The organism is Sphingomonas sp. CD22 (genome assembly GCF_034556155.1).
Taxonomy (GTDB): domain Bacteria; phylum Pseudomonadota; class Alphaproteobacteria; order Sphingomonadales; family Sphingomonadaceae; genus Sphingomonas.
Map to the genome: position 1 here is coordinate 127,345 of NZ_JAYDYX010000002.1, position 21,742 is coordinate 149,086.

Here is a 21,742-nt window from a genome sequence, read left to right on the forward strand (position 1 = left end):
GTTTCGTGACGAAACATGGGCGCCCGGTGCGATGAGTTCGTTTCGGACTTATGACATATCGGCCACATTTATGTTGCGGTGCGAAATATCCGCTCGCTGCGACGTGGGGATATCCGGGGTGCTCCGCACCGCCGAACGTCGGTCCCCGTCTGGTACATGACGATCAGGCACCCCCAACAAAGCTACCAGGAACCAACTGGATTGATGTAGGTTTGTATGTCCAGAACGGTCGCACACGGCGGCTGCTCGCGAGCCTTCCCTACTCGCCCCGATCGGTTCGGCCGATCCGATGCCTGCCCGCATCGGATCGCTGACGGCTGCATGCCTGCCGTGCCGGATCGGGCACATATTTTTTTGGAGATCGAGATGAACACGCACGAATGGCATGGCGGTGCCCGCTACGTCGGCGGCAAGGTCGAGAAGGCGGTCGGCGATGCGGTCGACAGCCGCGACTGGCAGGTCGACGGCGTCGTCGATCAGGTCGCTGGTGGCGCGGAGAACCTGTACGGCCGCGCCCAGTCGGTCGCCGAGGATGCGATCGATGCCACGCCGCATCTCGCCGACAAGGGTCGCGAGGCGGTCGCCGATGCCGCCGAGCGTACCGCCGAGGCGGCACGCCACGGCAAGCAGGTCGTCGCGCGCAGCCTCGACGAACGCCCGGTGTTGTGGGCGGCAGCGGCCGCCGCGGCGGGCGGCTATGCGCTCGCCTGGCTGATCCACGGCCAGCGCGACTGATCGCCGGCGCGCGTCGATGTCCACGTCGCTCAAGAGCCTGCGCGAGACCAATGACCTGCGGCATTTGCGGCAGATCATTTCCGGTCTCGACGAGGGCGTGATCCTGATCGATCCCGACCAGAGCCTGCTCTGGGCGAACGATGCCGCGCTGGCGATGCACGGCGTCGAGCGGCTCGATCAGCTCGGCGCGACCGTCGACGATTATCGCGCGCGCTTCCAGTTGCGCTATCGCAACAACCATCGGCTCGAAGCGGACGATTACCCGATCGAGCGGGTGGCGGCGGGCGATTCCTTCTCCGAAGTGGTGGTCGAGGTGACCGTCGCCGGCGAGGAGGAGCCGCGCTGGGTGCATCAGGTGCGCAGCCTGGTGCTCAACGACGCCGACGAGGACGTGCCGACCTGCGTCGTGCTGATCATCCAGGACGTCACCGCGCGCTTCGAGGCCGAGGACCGGTTCGAACAATCGTTCAACGCCAATCCGGCGCCGGCGGTGATCTGCCGCCTCGCCGACCTGCGCTTCGTCAAGGTCAACCAGGGTTTCCTCGACATGACCGCGCAGAGCCGCGAGCAGGTGCTGGGCAAGACCGTCTACGACATCGACGTGCTGCACGGCGCCACCCAGCGCGACCTCGCCAAGCAGCGGCTGGCTGAGGGACGGACGATCCCGCAGATGGAGGCCGATCTGGTGCTGCCCGGCGGCGGCACCAAATTGGTGATCGTCGCGGGCCAGCCGATCGAGCTGGACGAACAGCCGTGCATGCTGTTCACCTTCGCCGACCTCGAACCGCGGCGGCAGGCGGAATCGGCGCTGCGCCACAGCGAGGAGCGGTTCACCCGCACCTTCCAGCTGGCGCCGGTGCCGATGGCGATCGGCGCGCGCGACGGCCATGTCCTGTGCGAGGTCAATGCCAGCTTCACCGCGCTGACCGGCTATGCCGCCGACGCGATCGTCGGCTGCTCGCTCGCCGACCTCGGCCTGTGGGCGGACGATACGGTGCGCGGCGAGGTCGAGGCGGTGATCGAGGACGGCAGCGACCTGCGCAACCACGAGGCGCGCATCGCGGTGCGCGACGGCGGCGCGATCGACTGCGTCGTCTCGACCGAATCGATCACCATCGGCAACGCCACCTGCCTGCTGTGGGCGTTCCAGGACATCACCCGCCGCAAGGCGACCGAGCTCGAGCTGGTCGAGGCGATCGAGGCGGTGATGAAGGATACGAGCTGGTTCAGCCGCTCGATCATGGACAAGCTCGCGCGGTTGCGCGCGCCGCAGCCGGACACCGACGGCCCCGGGCTCGATGCGCTCACCGCGCGCGAACGCGAGGTGCTGGCGCTGATCTGCCGCGGGCTCGACGACAAGAGCATCGCGCGGGCGCTCGACGTCTCGGGCAACACCGTGCGCAACCATGTCGCGCGCATCTACGCCAAGATCGGCGTCAACCGCCGGACCGCGGCCGCGGCCTGGGCGCGCGCACGCGGGTTCGACGACGGCGCGGTCGTCCTGCGCTCGGTCGAGCGCAGCACCGCGCAGCGAGGGGCGGCATGACCGGAAAGATACCTGCCGACCGGAAGACGCGCGCGGCCAAGGGCGCCGCGCGGGAAACGATCGGCAAGTTGCTCGGCGATGATGCCGAGGTGCGCAAGGGGCGCGCAGAACGCGACGCGGACGCGACCGGCCCGGCCGATCGTACGCCCGCCGACCGATAACGACAGACGACAACAGGAGTGAATATGGTGACGATGACGACGACCGGCGTGACGCCGGCAGAAGAGAACGCGATCCTGCGTGGGCCGAAGCGGCTGTCCTGGGGCGCGATCTTCGCCGGCGTGGTGATCGCGGTGGCGATCCAGCTGGTGCTCGGCATCCTCGGTACCGGCATCGGGCTGACGATGGTCGATCCGGTCGAGGGCACGACGCCCGGCGCCGCCGGCTTCGGCATCGGCGCCGGCATCTATTGGCTGATCACGACGATCGTAGCACTCGGCGCGGGCGGCTATGCCGCGGCGCGCGTCGGCGGCGCGACTGATCGCTTCGACGCGCTGGTCCACGGCCTGGTCGTCTGGGGCGTGACGCTGATCCTGACGCTGTACCTGCTGACCTCGGCGGTCGGCGGGATCATCGGCGGCGCGTTCCGCACCGTCGGTGCGGTCGCCGGCGCCGCGGGTTCGAGCGTCGGTGCGGTCGCACCGCGCGCCGCGGAGGTTGCCGGTGTCGATCAGGGCGACGTGCGCCAGGAGGCCGCCGCCTATCTGTCCGCCGCGCCGTCCGACCCCGCGCAGATGACGCCGGAACAGGCGCAGAAGGAAATCGCCAAGCAGCTTCCCGCGCTGGCACGCGGCGGCAACGAGGGCGCGCAGGCGGAAAGCCGCGTGGTCGATATCGTCGCCGCGCAGCGCAAGATCAGCCGTCCCGAGGCGCAGGCCCAGGTGACGCGCGCCAAGGCCGATTTCGTCAAGACGAAGGACAAGGCCGTCGCGACCGCCAAGTCGGCGACCGACGCCGCCGCCGGTGCGGCTGCCGGTACCTCATTCATCATCGTGCTCGCGCTGCTGGTCGGCGCCGGTGCGGCCGGGTTCGGCGCGACGGCGGCGACGCGCCGCCGCCTGCGCTGAGTGTCGGCGGCAGGTCGGCGTATTTCGACCTGCCGCTCCCCCCTCGCGGGCAGATGCGCCTCCGCCGCCGTCCGATCGGACGACCGGCGGGGGCGTCACTTGCTTATCGGGCGGTTCGCGCCCATCTAGGGTGTCCGTATAGTCGCATATCGACGTGACGCGCCGGTGTCCGACCGCGCCGTTCGCCCTTCCCTGCCTCTCTTCTTTCCGCTGACGAGGTGCCCGATGTCCAGCGACGCCACATTCTTCCGCAAGCAGGCCGATCAGGAGCGCAACAACGCGTCCGAGGCCAATCTGGACAACGTCCGCGACCGGTGCGAGCGCGCCGCACGGTCGTGGGAAGCGATGGCCGCCCGCGCCGAGCGGACCGAGGCGATGCGCGACCAGCGCGCCGCCGCCACCCGCGCCGCCAGCACGCTCGCCGCATCCGAGGATGCCGACACCGATCCGGTGCATAGCGAGGCGTGATTCATACCCGCGTCACGCCGCTGCGGGGGGCAGCGGCGGCGCACGACACCTTGACCCGCGGCGCGACCTTCCTCGCCGCGCTCGCCGAGCGTCCGGTGATCACCGACGGCTGGCCGCAGGGCGCGCATGCGCGTACCCGTGCCCGCTTCGTCGCCAATTGCCTGCGCGAGCTCGACCGCTTCCTGCACGGCCTGCTCGATGAACTCGGCGCGTCGGCGGGACATGTCGTGCGCGAGGAGCAGCGCAACACCGCCAACAAGCTGCGCGATTATGGCGTCCACCCGCTCACCCTCGGCGCCGATCGCGCGCGCTTGCTCGCGCTCGGCCGGTCCAGCGCCTGCCTGATCCATTGCAACGGCGTGGTGCGCCGGCCCGACGTCGCCGGCGGCAGCGTGATGACCGCCGGCTGGCGCGCCACCGCGGGCGACGAACTGCGCCTTTATCCTTTGGGCACGCGGCTCGCGCCGGGCCGTGCCGAGATCATCGACGTCTGCCGCTTCTACGACCGGCTCGGGCATCGGCTGATGCTCGCCCCGCCGGTGGTGCCGCCGCGCCGTCAGCCCGCGCCGAGGAAGCCGCGCATCGCCGCCGCCGCGTCGTTCCAAGCGACGCCGTGCGTCGCGCACCAGGCGTCGTCGTAATAGGTGCAGGCGTAGCGGTCGCCGCCGTCGCATAGCAGCGTCACGATACTGCCCTGCTCGCCCGCCGCCGCCATCTCGGTGACGAGCTGCGCGCAGGCGTGGAGGTTGGTGCCGGTCGAGCCGCCGACCGAGCGGCCGAGCACGTCCGACAGCGCGCGCATCGCGCCGAGGCTGGCGGCGTCCTCGACCGCGATCATCCGGTCGATCACCGAGGGGATGAAGCTCGGTTCGAGCCGCGGCCGGCCGATCCCCTCGACGCGCGACGCGCAGCCATCGGGCAGCGCGGTGACGCGCGGGTCGGCGAAATGGCGGTGGAATACCGAATGTTCGGGGTCCGCGACGCACAATCGGGTCGCATGCCGCTGGTAGCGGATGAAGCGGCCGATCGTGGCCGAGGTGCCGCCGGTGCCGGCGCCGCACACCACCCATCGCGGTACCGGATGCTCCTCCTGCGCCATCTGCGCGAAGATGCTCTCGGCGATATTGTTGTTGCCGCGCCAGTCGGTCGCCCGCTCGGCGTACGTGAACTGGTCCATATAATGGCCGCCGGTTTCCGCCGCGAGCCGCTGCGCGGCGGCATAGACGGTGCGCGGATCGTCGACCGCATGGATCTCGCCGCCGTAGAAGCGGATCGCGTCGAGCTTGGGCGCCGCGGTCTGCGTGGGCACCACCGCGATGAAGCGCAGCCCGAGCATCCGCGCGAAATAGGCCTCCGACACCGCGGTCGACCCCGACGACGCCTCGATCACCGTCGTGCGCGGCCCGATCCACGCATTGCACAAGGCGTAGAGGAACAGCGAACGCGCCAGCCGGTGCTTGAGGCTGCCCGTCGGATGCGAACTCTCGTCCTTGAGATAGAGCGTGATGCCGGGGAAGCGCGGCAGTTCGAGGCGGATCAGATGCGTGTCCGCCGAGCGGTTGTAATCCGCCTCGATCCGCCGCACCGCCTCGGTCAGCCAGCGACGTTCGGTGTCGGTTGCGTGAGTCATGGCGGCGGCCTCTACACGGATGGGGCGGAAACGGACAGGGTGGGGGGTGAGGATTGCGGTGTCTTCCATCCTGTAGCTCCCACCCTTTCCTCCCCCTCCGTCAGCGCTGACGCGCTGCCACCTCCCCCTGGCGGGGGAGGAATAGGAAAGTCCTCCCCCGCCAGGGGGAGGTGGCGCGCCGAAGGCGTGACGGAGGGGGAGGAAAGGGCGGGAGCACAATTACATGCCTCCGCCATTCGCCCCCATCTTTACCCGCCTCCACCATTTCTATCGTCGCGCCAACACCGCCCACCCCCTACATCCCCGCGATGATCAGGACTTCAACGCAGTGACCCGCCCTCCCTTCGGCGTGCAGGTGTTCATCGGCATGGCGATCGGGCTCGCGCTCGGCTTCGTCGCGCGCAGCTATGCGCTCGCCGGGCTCGCCGACGGGCTGAAGATCGTCGGCGACATCTTCGTGCAATTGCTCAAGGCGCTGGTCGTGCCGCTCGTCTTCACCGCGATCGTCGCGTCGATCGCCGCGCTGCGCGACCTCAACAACGCCGCGCGGCTGGTCACCGGCACCTTCCTCTGGTTCGGACTGTCGGCACTGATCGCGGTGTCGATCGGGCTGACGCTCGGCACATTGCTGCAGCCCGGCGCGCATGCCGGGGTCAGCGCCGCCGCTGCGGTGCGGCCCGAGACTGCGGGGTCGTGGCTCGACTTCCTGCGCGGGCTGGTGCCGGCCAATATCCTCGGCCTCGAAGCCTCGACCAGGCTCGCCGACGGCGGCGCGAAGACCGGACTGTCGTTCAACGTGCTCCAGCTGATCGTCGTCGCGATCGCGATCGGCGTCGCCGCGGTGCGGACGGGTGAGGCCGGCGCGCCGTTCCTCGCCTTCAACGCCTCGGCATTGGCGATCTTCCGCCGCATCCTGCGCTGGGTAGTGCGGCTGACCCCGATCGGCACCGGTGCGCTGCTCGGCAGCGCGATCGTCCGCTACGGCTGGCAGTCGCTGTCGGCGCTCGGCACCTTCGCGATCGCCATCTATATCGGCCTCGGCCTCGTGCTGTTCGTCGTCTATCCGCTGCTGCTGCTCGCCAACGGCATGAGCCCGAAGCGTTTCTTCGCCACCGCCTGGCCGGCGATCCAATTGGGCTTCGTCTCGCGCTCGTCGATCGCGACCTTGCCCGTCACCGAACAGGTGGTCGAGCGGCTCGGCGTGTCGCGCAGCTATGCCGCCTTCGCGGTGCCGTTCGCGGCGACGACCAAGATGGACGGCTGCGCCGCCGTCTATCCCGCGGTCGCGGCTTTGTTCGTCGCGCAATATTACAATATCCCGCTGCACGGCACAGATTATCTGCTGATCGTGCTCGTCTCGGTGCTCGGTTCGGCAGCGACCGCGGGGCTGACCGGGGCGCTGGTGATGCTGACGCTGACGCTGTCGACGCTCGGCCTCCCGCTGGAGGGTGCCGGTCTATTGCTCGCGATCGACCCGATCCTCGACATGGGCCGCACCGCGGTCAACGTCGCGGGGCAGGCGCTGATCCCGGCGATCGTCGCCAAGCGGCAGGGGCTGCTGGCCGAGTCGGACGCGGGCGAATTGGTCCCGGCCTGAACGATATAGGTGCGACTCCGGGGCAAAGCCTTGCACCGACGCCGGAAATACGCGCGCCTGTCCTACCGGCCGCGCATCCGCTAAGCCGTCGTCGGACGGCGCGGCTCTTTCTCATTGGTGCAGGAATCGAAACGATAGACCCGGATCGTTTCCGTTAAGGTGTCCAACTTGTCCATGTTGCCCGGTGATGGCGTCCGGGGATCAGGCCGTGGCGAGCGGTGCGAACCGCGCGACCTGCCGGCCGACGATGCCGAGCTGTTCGACCACCGCGGGGTCGCTCGCGCCGCCGTCGGCGTCGAATTTGGTGATCTGCGTGTTGATCGCCGCGGCGAAGGGCGTCGGCCAGCCGCGCAGCGCGTGGACGATCGAGCGCAGCGCGGCGATCGTCGAGCCCGTCGCCTGCCAGCCGTAAGCCGTCGCGATCAGCCCGACCGGCATGTCGGCGAGATAGGGGCGCGGATCCTTCGCCGTCTCCTCGAGCAGGTCGAGCGCGTTCTTGACCACGCCCGAGATGCTGCCGTGATAGCCGGGGCTGGCGATGATCACCGCCGACGCCTGGCGCACCGCGTCGACGAACGCCTCCTCGTCGGCGGTGCGGCTGGTCGCGCGCGGGTCGTAGAGCGGCAGGCGCGCCATGTCGGCGCCGCCGAACATGCGGGTGCGGAAGCCCTCGCGCTCCGCCGCGTCGAGCGCGATGCGGAGCGCGCGCTCGGTCGACGAGACGCCGCCGATGGTGCCGCCGATGCCGACGACGAGGGGGGGAGAAGCGGGATCGACTGCCATGACACCTGCGATAGCGCGGCTCGACGGACGGCGCCAGCCAAGGTAAACTTCGCTAACCGCACGCAGAGCCGTGCGCCCTTGCCTCAGCTGTTTTAGGATTGTAATACACCTCATGGCTGACCGCTGGGACGAGCCGATGCGTCACGAACCCGTCGATACCAATCGCCGCAATTCCATCGGCCAGCGCTACGAGCTGGACGACGAGACACCGCGCGACCACCGCCTGGGCGGCCGCTTCGACGACTTCCTCGACCGCGACGATCCGTCCGGCGGCGACCTGCCGCCGTCGCCGCGCAGCGCGCGCAACATCGGCCGCTGGATCGTGCGCGGCATCGGCGTGGGGATCGTCCTGCTGGTGATCGCGATCGGCTGGCTCGCGGTCACCGCGCCGCTGAGCCGCTCGCTCAAGCCGCCGACGCCGCCGTCGATCACGCTGACCGCGGACGACGGCACGCCGATCGCGCGGCGCGGCGCGATCATCGGCGCGCCGGTCGACGCCGCCAAGCTGCCCGCGCACGTCACCGACGCCTTTCTCGCGATCGAGGACCGCCGCTTCCGCTCGCATTGGGGAATCGACCCGCGCGGCATCCTGCGCGCCTTCGTCCACAATGTCGGCTCGGGCGGGGTGCGCGAGGGCGGCAGCACGATCACGCAGCAGCTCGCCAAGAACGCCTTCCTCGATTCGGACCGCACCGCCGCCCGCAAGATCCGCGAGGTGATGATCTCCTTCTGGCTGGAGGCATGGCTGAGCAAGGACGAGATCCTGTCGCGCTATCTGTCGAACGTCTATTTCGGCGACAACGTCTATGGCCTGCGCGCCGCGTCGAAACATTATTTCGGCCGCGAGCCCGAGAAGATGAACGTCGGCCAGGCGGCGATGCTCGCCGGCCTCGTCAAGGCGCCGTCGCGGCTCGCGCCGACCAGCAATCTGGAGGGCGCGCGCAAGCGCGAGATGCTGGTGGTGCGGGCGATGGCGGAAGCGGGCTTCATCACCAAGGCCGAGGCCGCCGAGGTCGAGCCGCAGCGCGTGCTGGCCAGCCGCCCGACGCGATTGCCGAGCGGCACCTATTTCGCCGACTGGGTGCTGCCCGACGCGCGCGACCAGGCGGGCGAGATCAAGACCGAGGCGACGGTGAAGACGACGCTCGACCGCCGGCTGCAGAATACCGCCGAGCGCGTCGTGCGGCAGGCGGGGCTGCGGCAGGCGCAGGTGGCGATGGTGGCGATGCGCCGCGACGGCCGCGTCGTCGCGATGGTCGGCGGCAAGGATTACGCCAAGAGCCCGTTCAACCGCGCGACGCAGGCACGCCGCCAGCCCGGCTCGACGTTCAAATTGTTCGTCTATCTCGCCGCGATGCGCGCCGGCATGACGCCCGACACGATGGCCGACGACAGCCGGATCGAGATCGCCGGCTGGAAGCCGAAGAACGACGACAACCGCTATCTCGGGCCGATCACGCTGCGCCGCGCCTTCGCCCGGTCGAGCAACGTCGTCGCGGCGCGGCTGACGCAGGAGGTCGGCGTGCGCAACGTCATCAAGGCGGCGCGTGATCTCGGCATCTCGACGCCGATCCCCAACGAGGCGACGATCGGGCTCGGCACCGCGGAGGTCTCGCTGCTCGAACTGACCGCGGCCTATGCGGCGGTCGCCAACGGCAAATATCCGGTCCACCCGCGCGGGCTGGAGGACAGCGGCGCGAGCAAGAGCTGGTATCAGTCGCTGACCGGCGGGCCGAGCACGATGCCCGACGGCATCCGCGAGCATATGCTCGACCTGCTCGGCGCGTCGCTGCGCGGCACCGGTCGCGCCGCGGTGCTGACGCTGCCGGCTTATGGCAAGACGGGGACGTCGCAGAACAGCCGCGACGCCTGGTTCATCGGCTTCGCCGGCGATCTGGTGGTCGGCGTGTGGGTCGGCAACGACGACAGCTCGCCCAATGCCGGGCTGCACGGCGGCGGCATCCCAGCGCAATTGTGGCGCCAGTTCATGGTCTCCGCACTCAACATCGCGCCGGTCGTCGCGCCGGTAGTGATCGAGGAGAATGCGATGGACCCCGAGGCGGTCGTCGGCCCCGATGAGGCATTGGACGAATCGATGGGCGACATCGCCGCGCCCGAGGGGACGATCGACGGCTTCGGCATGCAGATGAAGATGGGCCGCGACGGCAGCATCAGCATCACGCCAGGCCGCGACCGCGCGCCGGTCCCGCCGGACGCGCCGCCACCGCGCGACCGGCGTGGTGGCGACGAGGGGGATGAGGAATAGGCCGGATCGGTATCCGGCTGACTCGGGACGCGTAGCGACGAGGGATGTTCACGCGAAGACCCGAAGGCGCGAAGGTGTTGCGCCCGCCGCGGTAGCGGCCCTTTCCATCGAGCGATTGCGATGACAGGACCACGCCGCCCCACGCGGTACACCTTCGCGCCTTCGCGCCTTCGCGTGATCCCGCTCTTCTTCTTGCGATATCTGCGAGCGCTGGAGCGATTAAGGGTTGAGCAGAGCAACGTCTGACGGCGGTGGGGACTCCTGGGCTCCCGCCTTCGCGGGAGCGCTGGTGGGGTTGAGTGAAGGGTCGTCCCTGTGCGGAATGTCGATGCGGGCCAGTCGCCTAGGCGTTTATCTTCGCCCAATGCTCTCCCGGCTTCCGCCGTCACCCCGGCCTCGTTCCGGGGTCTACTCTGCGGCGAGGAGAAACGCTTGAGATGATGCCGTTCGCCTGCGGCCCGGAACGAGTCCGGGTGACGGATACGTGGGGAAGCGGCGCGCATGCGGGCTGGCATCGTGCTTCGCCTCGGCTAGACGGTCGCACGATGGCGCAGCGACGCACCCCTTCCCGGCCGCGCGGGCGGCGTAAGGCGCATGATCTTGCGTCGGAGCGGTGGTTGCTGCTGCTCGGCGTCGTTGCGGTGGTGATCGTGGTGGCGGGGTCGATCGGGCCGTGGCGGTTCGCGCTGCCGCCGGCGCCGCAGGTCGCGAGGCCGCTGACGATGGAAGAGGCGCGCGCGTCGAACGCGGCGGTGCCGATCGAGACGAAACGGCGGCTGCGCGCCCTGCCCTATCGCTTCCAGGGCGGCCCCGCCGCGCGCGAGCAGGCGGCGGAATGCCTCGCCACCGCCGCGCTCTACGAGGCGGGCGACGACCGCCGCGGGCAGCAGGCGGTGATCCAGGTGATCCTCAACCGGGTGCGCGCACCGGGCTTTCCCAAGACGATCTGCGGCGTCGTCTATCAGGGATCGGACCGGACGACGGGCTGCCAATTCTCGTTCACCTGCGACGGATCGTTCGCCCGGCGGCCGGTGCACCTCGGCTGGGGCGCGGCACGGCGCGCGGCGCGGCGGGCGCTCGGCGGCTATGTCTTCGTCGCGGTCGGGCGGGCGACGCATTACCATACCGACTGGATGGTGCCCTATTGGCGCGATACGTTGGTCAAGGTCGGGCGGGTGCGCTCACACCTGTTCTACGTGCGGCATTAGAGGCGAGCGTTTCACGCGCCGATCTGGCAAGACCGCCCCCCGCAGCAAGGAAGCAGACGATGGCAAAACGATTCTGGGCGCAGATCATCGAGTTGGACGAAGAGGTCGAGGCGGCGAGCATCCCCGGCGTGACCGATCACGAAAGCGCCGCCGATGCGCTGGTCACCGACTTCGTCGGCGCGATGGGCGGCGAGATCACCAGCGGCGCGGTGCGCGTGTGGATCGAGGGCGGCGCGGCGAAGGTGTACGACTGGAGCGCGGAATTCGACATGCCCGAGGGTGCCGATCTCGACAGCGACGAGGATATCGAGGTCGAGGGCGAGATCGTGCTGACCGAGCGGATGGGGTGATCGCGGGGGGGGCTTCCGGGCTCTCCCGTCACTGCGGACTTGATCCGGGGTGACGCATGAACGACGCTTCGGCGAGACCTCGATCACACTCGGTCAGTGACACAGGCTTGTACCCCGGCGGAGGCCGGGCCCCAGTTGGGCGAAGGTTTGCGATGACGTACCCCCGCCTTCCCAACTGGGCCCCGGCCGTCGCCGGGGTACATAAGGCATTTTGCAGAAGCCTTACGTTCGCAGGAGCACGGGGCCCGAGGTAGCGTGGGACGAAGTGGCGGCGGTGGCCATTCGCCCGCCAAGCGCGGTTGACGGTGCCGGCCCCGCGCCGCAAGGTTTTCGGCATGCGCTTCTTTTCAGACAATGCCGCGCCGGTGCATCCCAAGGTGATGGCCGCGCTCACGCAGGCCAACAGGCTCGACACCGCTTATGACGGCGATGCGCGTTCGCAGGCGCTCGACGGGCGGCTGTCCGATCTGTTCGGCACCGATGTCGCGGCTTTGTGGGTGCCGACCGGGACCGCGGCGAACTGCCTCGCGCTCGCCGCCTTGTGCCCGCCGCATGGCGCGGTGGTGTGTCATCGCGATGCGCACATACAGAACGACGAGGGCGGCGCGCCCGGATTCTATACGCATGGCGCCAAACTCTATCTCGCCGACGGCGAGGGCGCGAAGTTGACCCCCGGCACGATCGCCACGGTGATCGACGCGATCGCCAACGACGTGCATCGCGTCCAGCCGCATGCGATCTCGATCACCAACGCCACCGAATATGGCCGCGTCTATACCCCCGACGAGGTCGCCGCGATCGGCGCGCTGGCGCGGACGCGCGAGCTGGGACTGCATATGGACGGCGCGCGCTTCGCCAATGCGGTGGCGACGCTGGGGTGCTCGCCCGCCGCAGTGACGTGGCAGGCGGGGGTCGACGCGCTGAGCTTCGGCTTCGTCAAGAACGGGGCGATGAGCGCCGAACTGCTCGTCTTCTTCAAGCCGGCGCTTGCCGGGGCGACGCTGTACCGGCGCAAGCGGGCGGGGCTGCTGTTCTCCAAGGGCCGCTATCTCGCCGCGCAGGTGCTGGCGATGCTGGAGGACGACCTGTGGCTCGACAATGCCCGCGCCGCCAATGCGCGCGCGGCGGAGCTGGCGGCGGCGGCGGGGGCGCGGCTGGTCCACCCGGTCGAGGCGAACGAGGTGTTCCTGCAGGCGACGCCCGACGAGGCGGCGGCGCTGCGCGCGCAGGGGTTCGACTTCTACGATTGGGCGGCGGGCGAGATCCGGCTGGTGACGGCGTGGGACAGCCCGGCCGATCAGGTCGCGCTGCTTGCGGCGGCGATCGGGGCGCTGTGAGCGAGGCCGCCGCGCCCCGGTCGACGCGGGCGGCGATCCTCGTCCCCTTCGCCTTGGTGACGCTGATCTGGGGATCGACCTGGCTGGTGATCCGCGACCAATTGGGCGTGGTGCCGCCGAGCTGGTCGGTGACCTACCGCTTCCTCGTCGCGGGCATCGCGATGACGATCGTCGCCAGGGCGAAGGGCGAACGGTTCGCGCTCGATGGGCGCGGCTGGGCGTTCGCCGCGGCGGTCGGCGTGCTGCAATTCTGCCTCAACTTCAACTTCGTCTATCGCGCCGAGCATCACATCACCTCCGGCCTCGTCGCGGTGGTGTTCGCGATCCTGCTGGTGCCCAACGCGCTGTTGGCGCGCATCCTGCTCGGGCAACGGATGGGCGGGCAGCTGATCGCGGGATCGGCGGTGGCGATGGCGGGGATCGCGCTGCTGTTCCTGCACGAGGCGCGCAGCGGCCCGGCGGGGACGGCGGCGACGCTGGCCGGGATCGGTTTCACCGGGGTGGCGATCCTCGCCGCGTCGATGGCGAACGTGCTGCAGGCGACGCCGACCGCCAAACGCTATCCGATGATGGCGACGCTGGCGGTATCGATGCTGATCGGCGCGGGCGTCGACGGGATGGTCGCCTGGTGGCTGACCGGGCCGCCGGTGGTCGAGATGCGCGGCGCCTATTGGGCGGGGATCCTCTATCTCGGCCTGTTCGGCTCGGCGGTCGCCTTTCCGCTCTATTACAAGGTGCTGCGCGTGATCGGGCCGGCCAAGGCGGCCTATTCGAGCGTCATCGTGCCGGTGATCGCGATGCTGCTGTCGACATTGTTCGAAGGCTATCGTTGGTCGCCGCTCGCCGCGGCGGGAGCGGCGCTGACCGGGGTCGGGCTGGTCATCGCGTTGAGGGCGCGCAGGCCGAACCGGTAATCGCGATAGACGGGGCGCCAGCCGAGGATGCGCTTCGCCTTGCCGTTGGCGACGCGGCGGTTCTCGGCATAGAAGCCGCGCGCCATCGGGCTCAGCGTCTCCAGCGCGACCAGCGGCGGCGGCGGCAGGCGGAGCAGGCGCGCGGCGAAGGCGACGACCGCGTCCTGCGAACAGGGGCGGTCGTCGGCGAGATTATAGGCGCCGGCGGGGGCGTCGCGCGCGGCGAGGACGCCCGCCACGATATCGTCGACATGGACGCGGCTGAACACCTGATCGGGCAGGCCGATGCGATGCGCCCGGCCCGCGGCGACGCGGTCGAGCGGCGAGCGGCCGGGACCGTAGATGCCGGGCAGGCGGAAGACGCGCGCGCCGTGCGCCAGCCACGCGGCATCGGCGGCGGCGCGCGCCGAACGGCGGCCGGAACCGGTGGGCGCGCTCTCGTCGACCCACGCGCCCGCGGCATCGCCATAGACGCCGGTCGAGGAGAGATAGAAGAGCCGGCCGCCGCCGAGCGCATCGCCGTAGCGGGCGAGCACCGGATCCTCCTCCCCCTCCGGCGGGACGGAGGAGAGGATGTGCGTCGCCGCGGCGATCGCCGGGCGCACCGCGGCCTCGTCGGCGAAGCGCAGGCTGCCGTCGCGGCCGTCGCGCGTGGTGCCGAGCGTCGCGCCGGGCCAGGCGGCGGCGATGCGGGTGGCGGTATAACCGAGGCCGAAGATCAGGAGCATAGCGCATCCTACCCGTCAGGCGGAGCTTGTCGACGGCCCAGCGCGAGGATGCGCCGTGGTCCTGTGCGGAGGAAGGACTGGCAGCGGACGCGTGCGTTCTTATAAAGGGTGGATGCTCGACGCCCTCAACGCCATCGCCCAGCCCGATCACGCCGCGACCGGGGCGATCAGCCGCCACGATTACCGCCCGCCCGCCTGGCTGGTGCCGGAGACGCGGCTGGTGTTCGACCTCGATCCCGCCGCGACGCGGGTGACCGCGACGCTGTCGGTGACGCGCAACGATGCGAGCGGCGACCCGCTGCGGCTCGATGGCGCCGGCCAGCGCCCGCTCGCGGTGCGCATCGACGGCGTCGCCACCGAGGATTGGCGGATCGAGGGCGAGCAGCTCGTCGTCCCGCTGCCCGGCGACGCGCACACGGTCGAGACCGAGGTGGAGATCGCGCCGGAGCGCAACACGCAGCTGATGGGCCTTTATGCCAGCGGCGGCATCCTGTGCACGCAATGCGAGGCGGAGGGCTTCCGCCGCATCACCTATTTCCCCGACCGGCCCGACGTGCTGAGCCGCTATGCGGTGCGGATGATCGCCGATGCGGCGCGCTATCCGGTGCTGCTCGCCAACGGCGATCCGATCGCGCAGGGCACGCTCGACGACGGCCGGCATTGGGCGGAATGGAACGACCCCTTCCCCAAGCCCTCCTATCTGTTCGCGCTGGTCGCCGGCGATCTCGCGGTCAATCGCGGCCAGTTCACCACGCAATCGGGCCGCACCGTCGACCTCGGCATCTGGGTACGCGCCGGCGACGTCGAGAAGACGCGGCACGCGCTCCACGCGCTCGAGCTGGCGATGGCGTGGGACGAGCGCGTCTACGGCCGCGAATACGACCTCGACGTGTTCAACATCGTCGCGGTCGACGATTTCAATTTCGGCGCGATGGAGAACAAGGGGCTGAACATCTTCAACAGCCGCTACATCCTCGCCGATCCCGATACCGCCACCGATTACGATTACGACGCGATCGCCGCGGTGGTGGCGCACGAATATTTCCACAATTGGTCGGGCAATCGCATCACCTGCCGCGACTGGTTCCAGCTCAGCCTCAAGGAAGGCTTCACCGTCTATCGCGACCAGGGCTTTTCGGCGGACCAGGGCTCGGCGGCGGTCAAGCGGATCGAGGACGTGCGCGGCCTGCGCGCCGCGCAATTCCCGGAGGATGCCGGCCCGCTCGCGCATCCGGTGCGCCCGGAAAGCTATATCGAGATCGGCAATTTCTACACCGCGACGATCTACAACAAGGGCGCCGAGCTGATCCGGATGATGGCGACGATCCTGGGGCCGCAGGCGTTCCGCGCCGCCACCGACCTCTATTTCACCCGCTTCGACGGCACCGCCGCGACCTGCGAGGATTTCGTCGCCTGTATGGAAGAGGCGAGCGGCCGCGACCTGACGCAATTCCGCTTGTGGTACAGCCAGGCGGGCACGCCGCGCGTCGCCGCCAGCTTGGCGCATCAGGCGGGTGACGGCCGCGCGACGTTGCGCCTCGCGCAGCACGTGCCGGCGACGCCGGGCCAGCCCGACAAGCAGCCGATGGTGCTGCCGCTGCGCATCCGCGTGTTCGGCGCGGAGACCGGCCGCGCGCTCGGCGACGAGCAATTGGTGCTGCTCGACGATGCGGCGAGCACGATCGTGTTCGACGGCATCACCGAACGGCCGGTGCTGTCGGTCAACCGCGGCTTTTCCGCGCCGGTGATCATCGAGAGCGACCGGTCGGCCGCCGATCTCGCCTTCCTCAGCGCGCACGACGACGATCCCTTCGCGCGCTACGAGGCGATGCAGCAATTGATGCTCGACACGCTGGTCGCCACGACGATCGAGGGGCGGCCCGACAATGACGCGGTGATCACCGCGGTCGCCAACACGCTCGACGACCGCACGCTCGATCCGGCGTTCGTCGCCGAGGCGGTGCTGCTGCCGTCGGAGGGGTTCATCGGCGACCAGCTCGCGATGGTCGATCCCGAAGCGATCTTCCGCGCGCGCGAGGGGCTGCGCCGGGCGCTCGGGCTGCGCCTCGCCGACCGTTGGCGCGACGCCTACGAGCGCGCGCCCAGCGGCCCCTATGTCTATAATCCGGCGGCGAAGGGCCATCGCCGGCTGCGCAGCGTCGCGCTCGGCTATATCGCGGCGAGCGGTGCGGACGATGCCGCGACGATCGCCTTCCGCCAGTTCGAGCGCGCCGACAACATGACCGACCGGCAGGGTGCGCTCGGCACGCTCGCCAACGGCTATTCGGACGAGCGCGAGGCGGCGCTCGACATCTTCTACCATCGCTATGCCGGCAACGGGCTGGTGATCGACAAATGGTTCCAGACGCAGGCGCTGTCGTCGCGCGACGACACCGGGCGGCTGGTCGCCGACCTCGCGCGGCATCCCGATTTCACGCTCGCCAACCCCAATCGCGCGCGCGCGCTGGTCGGTGCGTTCGGGGCGAACCAGCGCGCGTTCAACGCGGCGGACGGCTCGGGCTATCGCTTCCTCGCCGACCAGTTGATCGCGCTCGACAAGCTCAACCCGCAGACCGCGGCGAAGCTGCTGCCGCCGCTCGCGCGCTGGCGCCGCTTCGATGCGGATCGCGCGGCGCTGATGCGCGGCGAGCTGGAGCGGATCGTCGCTACGCCGGGGCTGTCGAAGGACGTGTTCGAACAGGCGTCGAAAAGCCTGGGGTAGAGGGATCGCTCCAACACCCTGTTATGCCAAATGCGTTTCAGCTGAAGGTAGAGCGCATCACCTACGCAGAAACGGCAAAACCTCTGCACAACACCCGGTGTACTCCGGCGGAGGCCGGGGCCCAATCGGGAAGGCCGTTGTAAGTCATTACGACGCTTCGCCCAACTGGGCCCCGGCCTTCGCCGGGGTACCCGCTTGCTACGTGACGGACGATCTTACGCCGCGCCGGCCTCGGCCCGCGCGTTGAGCTTGCTCGTTGCCAGTTGCGTCAGTTTCTCGTCGGTCGCTTTCTCTTCGTCGAGCGTCTGCTGGTACAGCGCCGCGCTTTCGGTGTGGCCGAGCTGCTTGGCCCAGGTGACCAAGGTGCCGTAGCGGCTGATCTCGTAATGCTCGACCGCCTGCGCCGCCGCGGTCAGTGCAGCGTCGAGCACCGCCTTGTCGCTCACCTCGCCGGCGACCTCGTTGGCCTCCTTGATGATGCCGTCGATCGCCGGGCAGGTCGCCCCCTTGGGCTGGCGGCCCTCGATCTCGAAGACGCGGCGCAGGCGATCGATCTGCCCCTCGGTCTCGCGCAGATGCTGTTCGAAGCCTTGGCGCAATTGCACGTCGGTCGCCTTTTCGATCATCTTGGGCAGTGCCTTGGTGATCTGCTGCTCGGCGTAATAAATGTCCTCTAGCTGGTGGACGTAGAGATCCTCGAAGGTCGCAATGTCCTTGCTGAACAGGCCCATGGTCGTTCTCCGTCATGCTGGTGTCGTCGGGGGGTGCAACGAGCCGGACGGCGGCGCGGTTGCGTCGGCAGGCACTGATCCGAATCAATCCGCTTGCGGCTGCGATCGCGATTGCCGGCGCTTCGGCGCAGGCCTAGACTTGCGTGGATCGGGTGGGGAGACAATCGGTGACGATACGGCGTTCGGTGACGGTCCTGGCGATGACCGCGATGCTGACCGGCTGCGGCGGTGGCGGCGGCGGATCGTCCTCGACCGCCGGCAACGGCGCCACCGGCAACGCCCCGACGACGAGCACCCCCGCGCCGACACCCACGCCGACCGCGACGGCCGCGGGTTGTTCGCTGCGCGAGCGGCAGGACTGGATCACCGCGCAGATGCGCGAATGGTATCTGTTCTACGACACCTTGCCCGCCAACCCCGATCCGTCGCCGTTCACCAGCGTCGATTCCTATCTCGATTCGCTGACCTCGACGGCGCGCTCGCAGGGCAAGGACCGGCATTTCACCTATCTCACCTCGATCAAGGAGGAGGATGCCTATTATTCCTCCGGGTCGACCGCGGGCTTCGGCTGGCGCTTCGGGCTGACCGCCGACGGGCATCTCTACGTGACCGAGGCGTTCGAAGGCGCGCCGGGCCTCGCCGCGGGCGTCGATCGCGGTGCCGAGATCGTCGCGATCGGCACCAGCGCGAGCAACCTGCAGACCGTCGCCAGCCTGTTCCAGAGCGATACCACCGGTGCCGCGCTCAACACCGCGCTCGGCCCCGATTCGGCCGGCACGACGCGCTATTTCCAGGTCAAGGACGGCAGCGGCACGCGCACCGTCGCGGTGGCCAAGAGCGACTTCACGCTCGATCCGGTGTCGAGCCGCTACGGCGCGCAGATCATCACCGACGGCGGTCAGCGCTACGGCTATGTCAACCTGCGCACCTTCATCACCACCGCCGATACCGCGCTGCGCACCGCCTTCGCCCGGTTCAAGAGCGCGGGCGTCACCAACATCATCGTCGATCTGCGCTACAATGGCGGCGGGCTGCTCTCGACCGCCGAATTGCTCACCAACCTGCTCGGCGCCAACCGGTCGACCGGCGACGTGATGAGCTATACCAGCTTCCGTCCCGAGAAGGCGTCGAACAACGAGACGACCTATTTCGCCCCGCAGGCGCAGTCGGTCGCGGCGACCCGCATCGCGTTCATCGGCACCGGCGGCACCGCCTCGGCGAGCGAATATGTCATCAACGCCTATCTGCCCTACCTCCATGCCAATGCGGCGCTGATCGGCACCAACACCTATGGCAAGCCGGTCGGCCAGATCCCGCTCGACAAGACCGCGTGCGACGACCGGCTGCGCGTGATCGCCTTCGCATTGCAGAATTCGGCGCGGCAGGGCGCCTATTACGGCGGCCTGGCGGCGGCCTCCAACGGCGTGCCCTCGTCGCTGGAGGCGAGTTGCCGCGCGTCGGACGACATCGCCTATCCGATGGGCGATCCGCGCGAGGCGTCGACGCGTTCGGCGCTCGACTTCCTGCAGGGCAAGAGCTGCACCAAGCTGACCGCGTCGGCGAGCGCGGAAGCGCGGGCGCTGTCGGTGCCGATCGAGCGCGAGGCGCTGATGCCGGCGAGCGGGCGCATCTCGACCGCGCGGCGCGAGGTGCCGGGGCTGTTCTAACCCGCCCGCCAGGCTGTATGGGCGTCGGCCTGGACAAGGGGGTTTGCGATGCAGAACGACGAGGACAGCTTCGTGTACGACGAGGCGAGCGGCGAGTGGATCAGCGCGGCGGATGCCGCCGCGGCGGCGGGGGCGCCGGCCGAGGGGGCGGTCGAGGTGCGCGATTCGGTCGGCAATCTGCTCGCCGACGGCGATCAGGTGACGCTGATCAAGGACCTCACCGTCAAGGGTGCGGGTCAGACACTGAAGCGCGGTACGCTGATCAAGAGCATCCGGCTGACCGGCGACGCGCAGGAGATCGACTGCAAGTTCGACGGGATCAAGGGGCTGGTGCTGCGCGCCGAATTCGTGCGCAAGCGCTGAATGCCGCCGCGGATCGATCCGAGCTGGGCGGCGCCGCTCGCCGACGCGCTCGCCTGCCCCAGCCTCGCAGCGCTCGACGCCTTCCTCGCCACCGAGGCGGCGGCGGGCAAGGCGATCTTCCCGCCGGCGGCGGACCGGTTCCGCGCGCTCGAACTGACGCCGCTCGACCGCGTGCGCGTCGTGATCCTCGGGCAGGACCCGTATCACGGACCGGGGCAGGCGCATGGGCTGAGCTTCTCGGTCCGGCCGGGGGTGCGGCCGCCGCCGAGCCTCGTCAACATCTACAAGGAATTGCACGCCGACCTCGGCATCGCGCCGGCGCGGCACGGCTTCCTCGAGGCATGGGCGCGGCAGGGCGTGCTGTTGCTCAACACGGTAATGAGCGTCGAGAGCGGCCGCGCCGGATCGCATCGCGACCGCGGCTGGGAGCGATTCACCGATGCAGTGATCCGCGCGGTCGCGGGCAAACCCGACCCGGTCGTCTTCCTGCTATGGGGCGCACATGCGCAGAAGAAGGCCGGCTTCGTCACGCGACCCGACCATCTGGTGCTGAGCGCGCCGCACCCCTCGCCATTGTCGGCGTACAAGGGCTGGTTCGGCAGCCGCCCGTTCAGCCGGACGAACGCCTTCCTGGTCGCGCATGGCGTAGCGCCGATCGACTGGGCGTTGCCGGATGCCTGACGGTAACGCGACGTCGCTGGCGTTGACATTGGACATAACGTTGTCCATCTCAGGGCGATGCAGGCCGTCAGCTATTCCGAAGCGCGCGAAAATCTGAAGTCGATGATCGACAAGGTCGTCGCCGATCGCGCCCCACTCGCCATCACGCGCCAGCGCGGCGAAGGCGCGGTGCTGGTTTCGGCGAGCGAATGGGCGTCGATCGAGGAGACCCTGTATCTGCTACGTTCGCCGAAGAACGCCGAGCGACTGTTGGCGAGCATCGCCGAACTCGACGCCGGCCGCGGCGAGGTTCATGAGCTTCTCAAGCCGTGAACGTACAATTCTCGTCCCGTTCGTGGGCCGAGTATCTCGATATGCAGGCGCATGACGCCAAACTCTTCGACAAGTTCAATGCGTTGATCGAGGAATGCCGACGCCATCCCTTCAAGGGAACGGGCAAGCCGGAACCGCTCGGCGGCAATCTGTCGGGCTGGTGGTCGCGGCGGATCAGCCATGAGCATCGGCTGGTGTATCGCGTCGCCGGCAACGGGGCGGACCAGACGGTGCAGGTGGCGCAATGCCGCTATCATTATTGAGGCGGCACCGCGCAGGTCCCGCGTCATAGGCCACCGCCGTGCGCATCCTTTCCCCCGCCGATCGGTTGATCGGGCGCAAGGAGATGCGGACATGACCGAAGCCTATTGGAACGGGGTGCGGATCGCGGCGAGCGACGACATCGTCACGGTCGAGGGGAATGCCTATTTCCCGCGCGCGGCGGTCGATCCGGCGGTGCTGATCGATAGCGCGACGACGAGCGTGTGTCCGTGGAAAGGCACCGCGCATTACCATACGCTACGCGTCGACGGCGCCGAGAACCGCGATGCCGCCTGGTATTATCCCACGCCCAAGGACGCCGCCAAGGAGATCACCGACCGGATCGCCTTCTGGAAGGGCGTCGAGGTGCGCTGAA

Annotated in this window: 23 protein-coding genes; 19 read left to right on the forward strand and 4 right to left on the reverse strand. The window is 69.2% G+C overall.

Going from position 1 to position 21,742, the window contains the following annotated elements; translation table 11 throughout:
- The first annotated feature begins 366 nt into the window (after positions 1 to 366).
- The 6 genes from SFC76_RS03885 to SFC76_RS03910 all read left to right on the forward strand — a co-directional run bounded on the left by SFC76_RS03885 (position 367) and on the right by SFC76_RS03910 (position 4,457).
- The gene (locus tag SFC76_RS03885) at positions 367 to 735 is read left to right on the forward strand and encodes a CsbD family protein (RefSeq protein ID WP_322848184.1); all 369 of its coding nucleotides are present in this window, start codon (positions 367 to 369) and stop codon (positions 733 to 735) included.
- 16 nt (positions 736 to 751) lie between these two features.
- The gene (locus tag SFC76_RS03890) at positions 752 to 2,281 is read left to right on the forward strand and encodes a PAS domain S-box protein (RefSeq protein WP_322848185.1); all 1,530 of its coding nucleotides are present in this window, start codon (positions 752 to 754) and stop codon (positions 2,279 to 2,281) included.
- Positions 2,278 to 2,442, forward strand: coding sequence for a hypothetical protein (locus SFC76_RS03895; protein ID WP_322848186.1), 165 nt, complete (start codon positions 2,278 to 2,280; stop codon positions 2,440 to 2,442). Before SFC76_RS03890 ends, SFC76_RS03895 begins: the two co-directional genes overlap by 4 nt.
- Before the next feature lie 24 nt (positions 2,443 to 2,466).
- Positions 2,467 to 3,348: a hypothetical protein gene (locus tag SFC76_RS03900; protein ID WP_322848187.1), complete on the forward strand. Its 882-nt coding sequence runs from the start codon at positions 2,467 to 2,469 to the stop codon at positions 3,346 to 3,348.
- A gap of 225 nt (positions 3,349 to 3,573) precedes the next feature.
- A complete protein-coding gene (locus SFC76_RS03905; RefSeq protein ID WP_322848188.1) occupies positions 3,574 to 3,816 on the forward strand; it encodes a hypothetical protein in 243 nt (80 codons plus the stop codon).
- Positions 3,813 to 4,457, forward strand: a complete 645-nt coding sequence (locus SFC76_RS03910) for a hypothetical protein (RefSeq protein ID WP_322848189.1) — start codon at positions 3,813 to 3,815, stop codon at positions 4,455 to 4,457. The genes SFC76_RS03905 and SFC76_RS03910 overlap by 4 nt, the downstream gene beginning before the upstream one ends.
- Here SFC76_RS03910 and SFC76_RS03915 read toward each other — a convergent pair.
- Entirely contained in the window at positions 4,373 to 5,446 is a 1,074-nt protein-coding gene (locus SFC76_RS03915) for a PLP-dependent cysteine synthase family protein (RefSeq protein ID WP_322848190.1), read from the reverse strand. The two genes, SFC76_RS03910 and SFC76_RS03915, sit on opposite strands and share 85 nt — an antisense overlap.
- Positions 5,447 to 5,774: 328 nt before the next feature.
- On the opposite strand from SFC76_RS03915, the gene SFC76_RS03920 reads away from it, so the two are divergent.
- A complete protein-coding gene (locus tag SFC76_RS03920; protein ID WP_322848191.1) occupies positions 5,775 to 7,043 on the forward strand; it encodes a dicarboxylate/amino acid:cation symporter in 1,269 nt (422 codons plus the stop codon).
- 201 nt (positions 7,044 to 7,244) lie between these two features.
- Here SFC76_RS03920 and SFC76_RS03925 read toward each other — a convergent pair whose 3' ends face one another.
- Complete coding sequence (locus SFC76_RS03925) at positions 7,245 to 7,826, reverse strand: NADPH-dependent FMN reductase (protein WP_322848192.1); 582 nt, start codon at positions 7,824 to 7,826, stop codon at positions 7,245 to 7,247.
- 112 nt (positions 7,827 to 7,938) lie between these two features.
- Between SFC76_RS03925 and SFC76_RS03930 the strand changes: the two genes are divergently transcribed.
- From SFC76_RS03930 to SFC76_RS03950, 5 genes are all read left to right on the forward strand, one after another.
- Positions 7,939 to 10,092 (forward strand): PBP1A family penicillin-binding protein, encoded by a 2,154-nt coding sequence (locus SFC76_RS03930; protein ID WP_322848193.1) that lies wholly within the window; start codon positions 7,939 to 7,941, stop codon positions 10,090 to 10,092.
- 545 nt (positions 10,093 to 10,637) lie between these two features.
- Positions 10,638 to 11,300: a cell wall hydrolase gene (locus SFC76_RS03935; protein WP_322848194.1), complete on the forward strand. Its 663-nt coding sequence runs from the start codon at positions 10,638 to 10,640 to the stop codon at positions 11,298 to 11,300.
- A gap of 59 nt (positions 11,301 to 11,359) precedes the next feature.
- On the forward strand, positions 11,360 to 11,650 hold the full coding sequence (locus SFC76_RS03940) for a hypothetical protein (RefSeq protein WP_322848195.1): 291 nt from the start codon (positions 11,360 to 11,362) through the stop codon (positions 11,648 to 11,650).
- 335 nt (positions 11,651 to 11,985) lie between these two features.
- Positions 11,986 to 12,987, forward strand: coding sequence for a threonine aldolase family protein (locus tag SFC76_RS03945; RefSeq protein ID WP_322848196.1), 1,002 nt, complete (start codon positions 11,986 to 11,988; stop codon positions 12,985 to 12,987).
- A complete protein-coding gene (locus SFC76_RS03950) occupies positions 12,984 to 13,901 on the forward strand; it encodes a DMT family transporter (RefSeq protein ID WP_322848197.1) in 918 nt (305 codons plus the stop codon). The genes SFC76_RS03945 and SFC76_RS03950 overlap by 4 nt, the downstream gene beginning before the upstream one ends.
- Here the strand turns inward: SFC76_RS03950 and SFC76_RS03955 are convergent.
- Positions 13,811 to 14,629 carry an NAD(P)-dependent oxidoreductase gene (locus SFC76_RS03955; RefSeq protein ID WP_322848198.1) on the reverse strand — a complete coding sequence of 273 codons (819 nt, stop codon included), beginning with the start codon at positions 14,627 to 14,629 and terminating at the stop codon, positions 13,811 to 13,813. The two genes, SFC76_RS03950 and SFC76_RS03955, sit on opposite strands and share 91 nt — an antisense overlap.
- 112 nt (positions 14,630 to 14,741) lie before the next feature.
- Here SFC76_RS03955 and pepN point away from each other — a divergent pair, with 112 nt between their 5' ends.
- Entirely contained in the window at positions 14,742 to 17,351 is a 2,610-nt protein-coding gene (gene pepN, locus SFC76_RS03960; protein ID WP_322848199.1) for an aminopeptidase N, read from the forward strand.
- Positions 17,352 to 17,566: 215 nt separating this feature from the next.
- Here the strand turns inward: pepN and SFC76_RS03965 are convergent, their stop codons facing one another.
- Positions 17,567 to 18,082 carry a ferritin-like domain-containing protein gene (locus SFC76_RS03965; protein WP_322848200.1) on the reverse strand — a complete coding sequence of 172 codons (516 nt, stop codon included), beginning with the start codon at positions 18,080 to 18,082 and terminating at the stop codon, positions 17,567 to 17,569.
- Positions 18,083 to 18,282: 200 nt separating this feature from the next.
- Between SFC76_RS03965 and SFC76_RS03970 the strand changes: the two genes are divergently transcribed.
- The 6 genes from SFC76_RS03970 (at position 18,283) to SFC76_RS03995 (ending at position 21,741) form a co-directional block, all read left to right on the forward strand.
- A complete protein-coding gene (locus tag SFC76_RS03970) occupies positions 18,283 to 19,749 on the forward strand; it encodes a S41 family peptidase (protein WP_322848626.1) in 1,467 nt (488 codons plus the stop codon).
- A 48-nt stretch (positions 19,750 to 19,797) separates the two neighbouring features.
- Complete coding sequence (locus tag SFC76_RS03975) at positions 19,798 to 20,112, forward strand: alkylphosphonate utilization protein (protein ID WP_322848201.1); 315 nt, start codon at positions 19,798 to 19,800, stop codon at positions 20,110 to 20,112.
- On the forward strand, positions 20,113 to 20,793 hold the full coding sequence (gene ung / locus SFC76_RS03980) for a uracil-DNA glycosylase (RefSeq protein WP_322848202.1): 681 nt from the start codon (positions 20,113 to 20,115) through the stop codon (positions 20,791 to 20,793).
- A gap of 57 nt (positions 20,794 to 20,850) precedes the next feature.
- Positions 20,851 to 21,105 (forward strand): type II toxin-antitoxin system prevent-host-death family antitoxin, encoded by a 255-nt coding sequence (locus SFC76_RS03985; RefSeq protein ID WP_322848203.1) that lies wholly within the window; start codon positions 20,851 to 20,853, stop codon positions 21,103 to 21,105.
- Positions 21,102 to 21,368, forward strand: a complete 267-nt coding sequence (locus tag SFC76_RS03990) for a Txe/YoeB family addiction module toxin (RefSeq protein WP_322848204.1) — start codon at positions 21,102 to 21,104, stop codon at positions 21,366 to 21,368. Before SFC76_RS03985 ends, SFC76_RS03990 begins: the two co-directional genes overlap by 4 nt.
- Before the next feature lie 91 nt (positions 21,369 to 21,459).
- Positions 21,460 to 21,741 carry a DUF427 domain-containing protein gene (locus tag SFC76_RS03995; RefSeq protein WP_322848205.1) on the forward strand — a complete coding sequence of 94 codons (282 nt, stop codon included), beginning with the start codon at positions 21,460 to 21,462 and terminating at the stop codon, positions 21,739 to 21,741.
- Position 21,742 lies beyond the last annotated feature (1 nt).

Coding starts and splice junctions, on each gene's coding strand:
- SFC76_RS03885 (WP_322848184.1), top strand. CDS start 367: ATGAACACGCACGAATGGCATGGCGGTGCCCGCTACGTCGGCGGCAAG.
- SFC76_RS03890 (WP_322848185.1), top strand. CDS start 752: ATGTCCACGTCGCTCAAGAGCCTGCGCGAGACCAATGACCTGCGGCAT.
- SFC76_RS03895 (WP_322848186.1), top strand. CDS start 2,278: ATGACCGGAAAGATACCTGCCGACCGGAAGACGCGCGCGGCCAAGGGC.
- SFC76_RS03900 (WP_322848187.1), top strand. CDS start 2,467: ATGGTGACGATGACGACGACCGGCGTGACGCCGGCAGAAGAGAACGCG.
- SFC76_RS03905 (WP_322848188.1), top strand. CDS start 3,574: ATGTCCAGCGACGCCACATTCTTCCGCAAGCAGGCCGATCAGGAGCGC.
- SFC76_RS03915 (WP_322848190.1), bottom strand. CDS start 5,446: ATGACTCACGCAACCGACACCGAACGTCGCTGGCTGACCGAGGCGGTG.
- SFC76_RS03925 (WP_322848192.1), bottom strand. CDS start 7,826: ATGGCAGTCGATCCCGCTTCTCCCCCCCTCGTCGTCGGCATCGGCGGC.
- SFC76_RS03930 (WP_322848193.1), top strand. CDS start 7,939: ATGGCTGACCGCTGGGACGAGCCGATGCGTCACGAACCCGTCGATACC.
- SFC76_RS03935 (WP_322848194.1), top strand. CDS start 10,638: ATGGCGCAGCGACGCACCCCTTCCCGGCCGCGCGGGCGGCGTAAGGCG.
- SFC76_RS03940 (WP_322848195.1), top strand. CDS start 11,360: ATGGCAAAACGATTCTGGGCGCAGATCATCGAGTTGGACGAAGAGGTC.
- SFC76_RS03945 (WP_322848196.1), top strand. CDS start 11,986: ATGCGCTTCTTTTCAGACAATGCCGCGCCGGTGCATCCCAAGGTGATG.
- SFC76_RS03955 (WP_322848198.1), bottom strand. CDS start 14,629: ATGCTCCTGATCTTCGGCCTCGGTTATACCGCCACCCGCATCGCCGCC.
- pepN (WP_322848199.1), top strand. CDS start 14,742: ATGCTCGACGCCCTCAACGCCATCGCCCAGCCCGATCACGCCGCGACC.
- SFC76_RS03965 (WP_322848200.1), bottom strand. CDS start 18,082: ATGGGCCTGTTCAGCAAGGACATTGCGACCTTCGAGGATCTCTACGTC.
- SFC76_RS03970 (WP_322848626.1), top strand. CDS start 18,283: ATGACCGCGATGCTGACCGGCTGCGGCGGTGGCGGCGGCGGATCGTCC.
- SFC76_RS03975 (WP_322848201.1), top strand. CDS start 19,798: ATGCAGAACGACGAGGACAGCTTCGTGTACGACGAGGCGAGCGGCGAG.
- ung (WP_322848202.1), top strand. CDS start 20,113: ATGCCGCCGCGGATCGATCCGAGCTGGGCGGCGCCGCTCGCCGACGCG.
- SFC76_RS03985 (WP_322848203.1), top strand. CDS start 20,851: ATGCAGGCCGTCAGCTATTCCGAAGCGCGCGAAAATCTGAAGTCGATG.
- SFC76_RS03995 (WP_322848205.1), top strand. CDS start 21,460: ATGACCGAAGCCTATTGGAACGGGGTGCGGATCGCGGCGAGCGACGAC.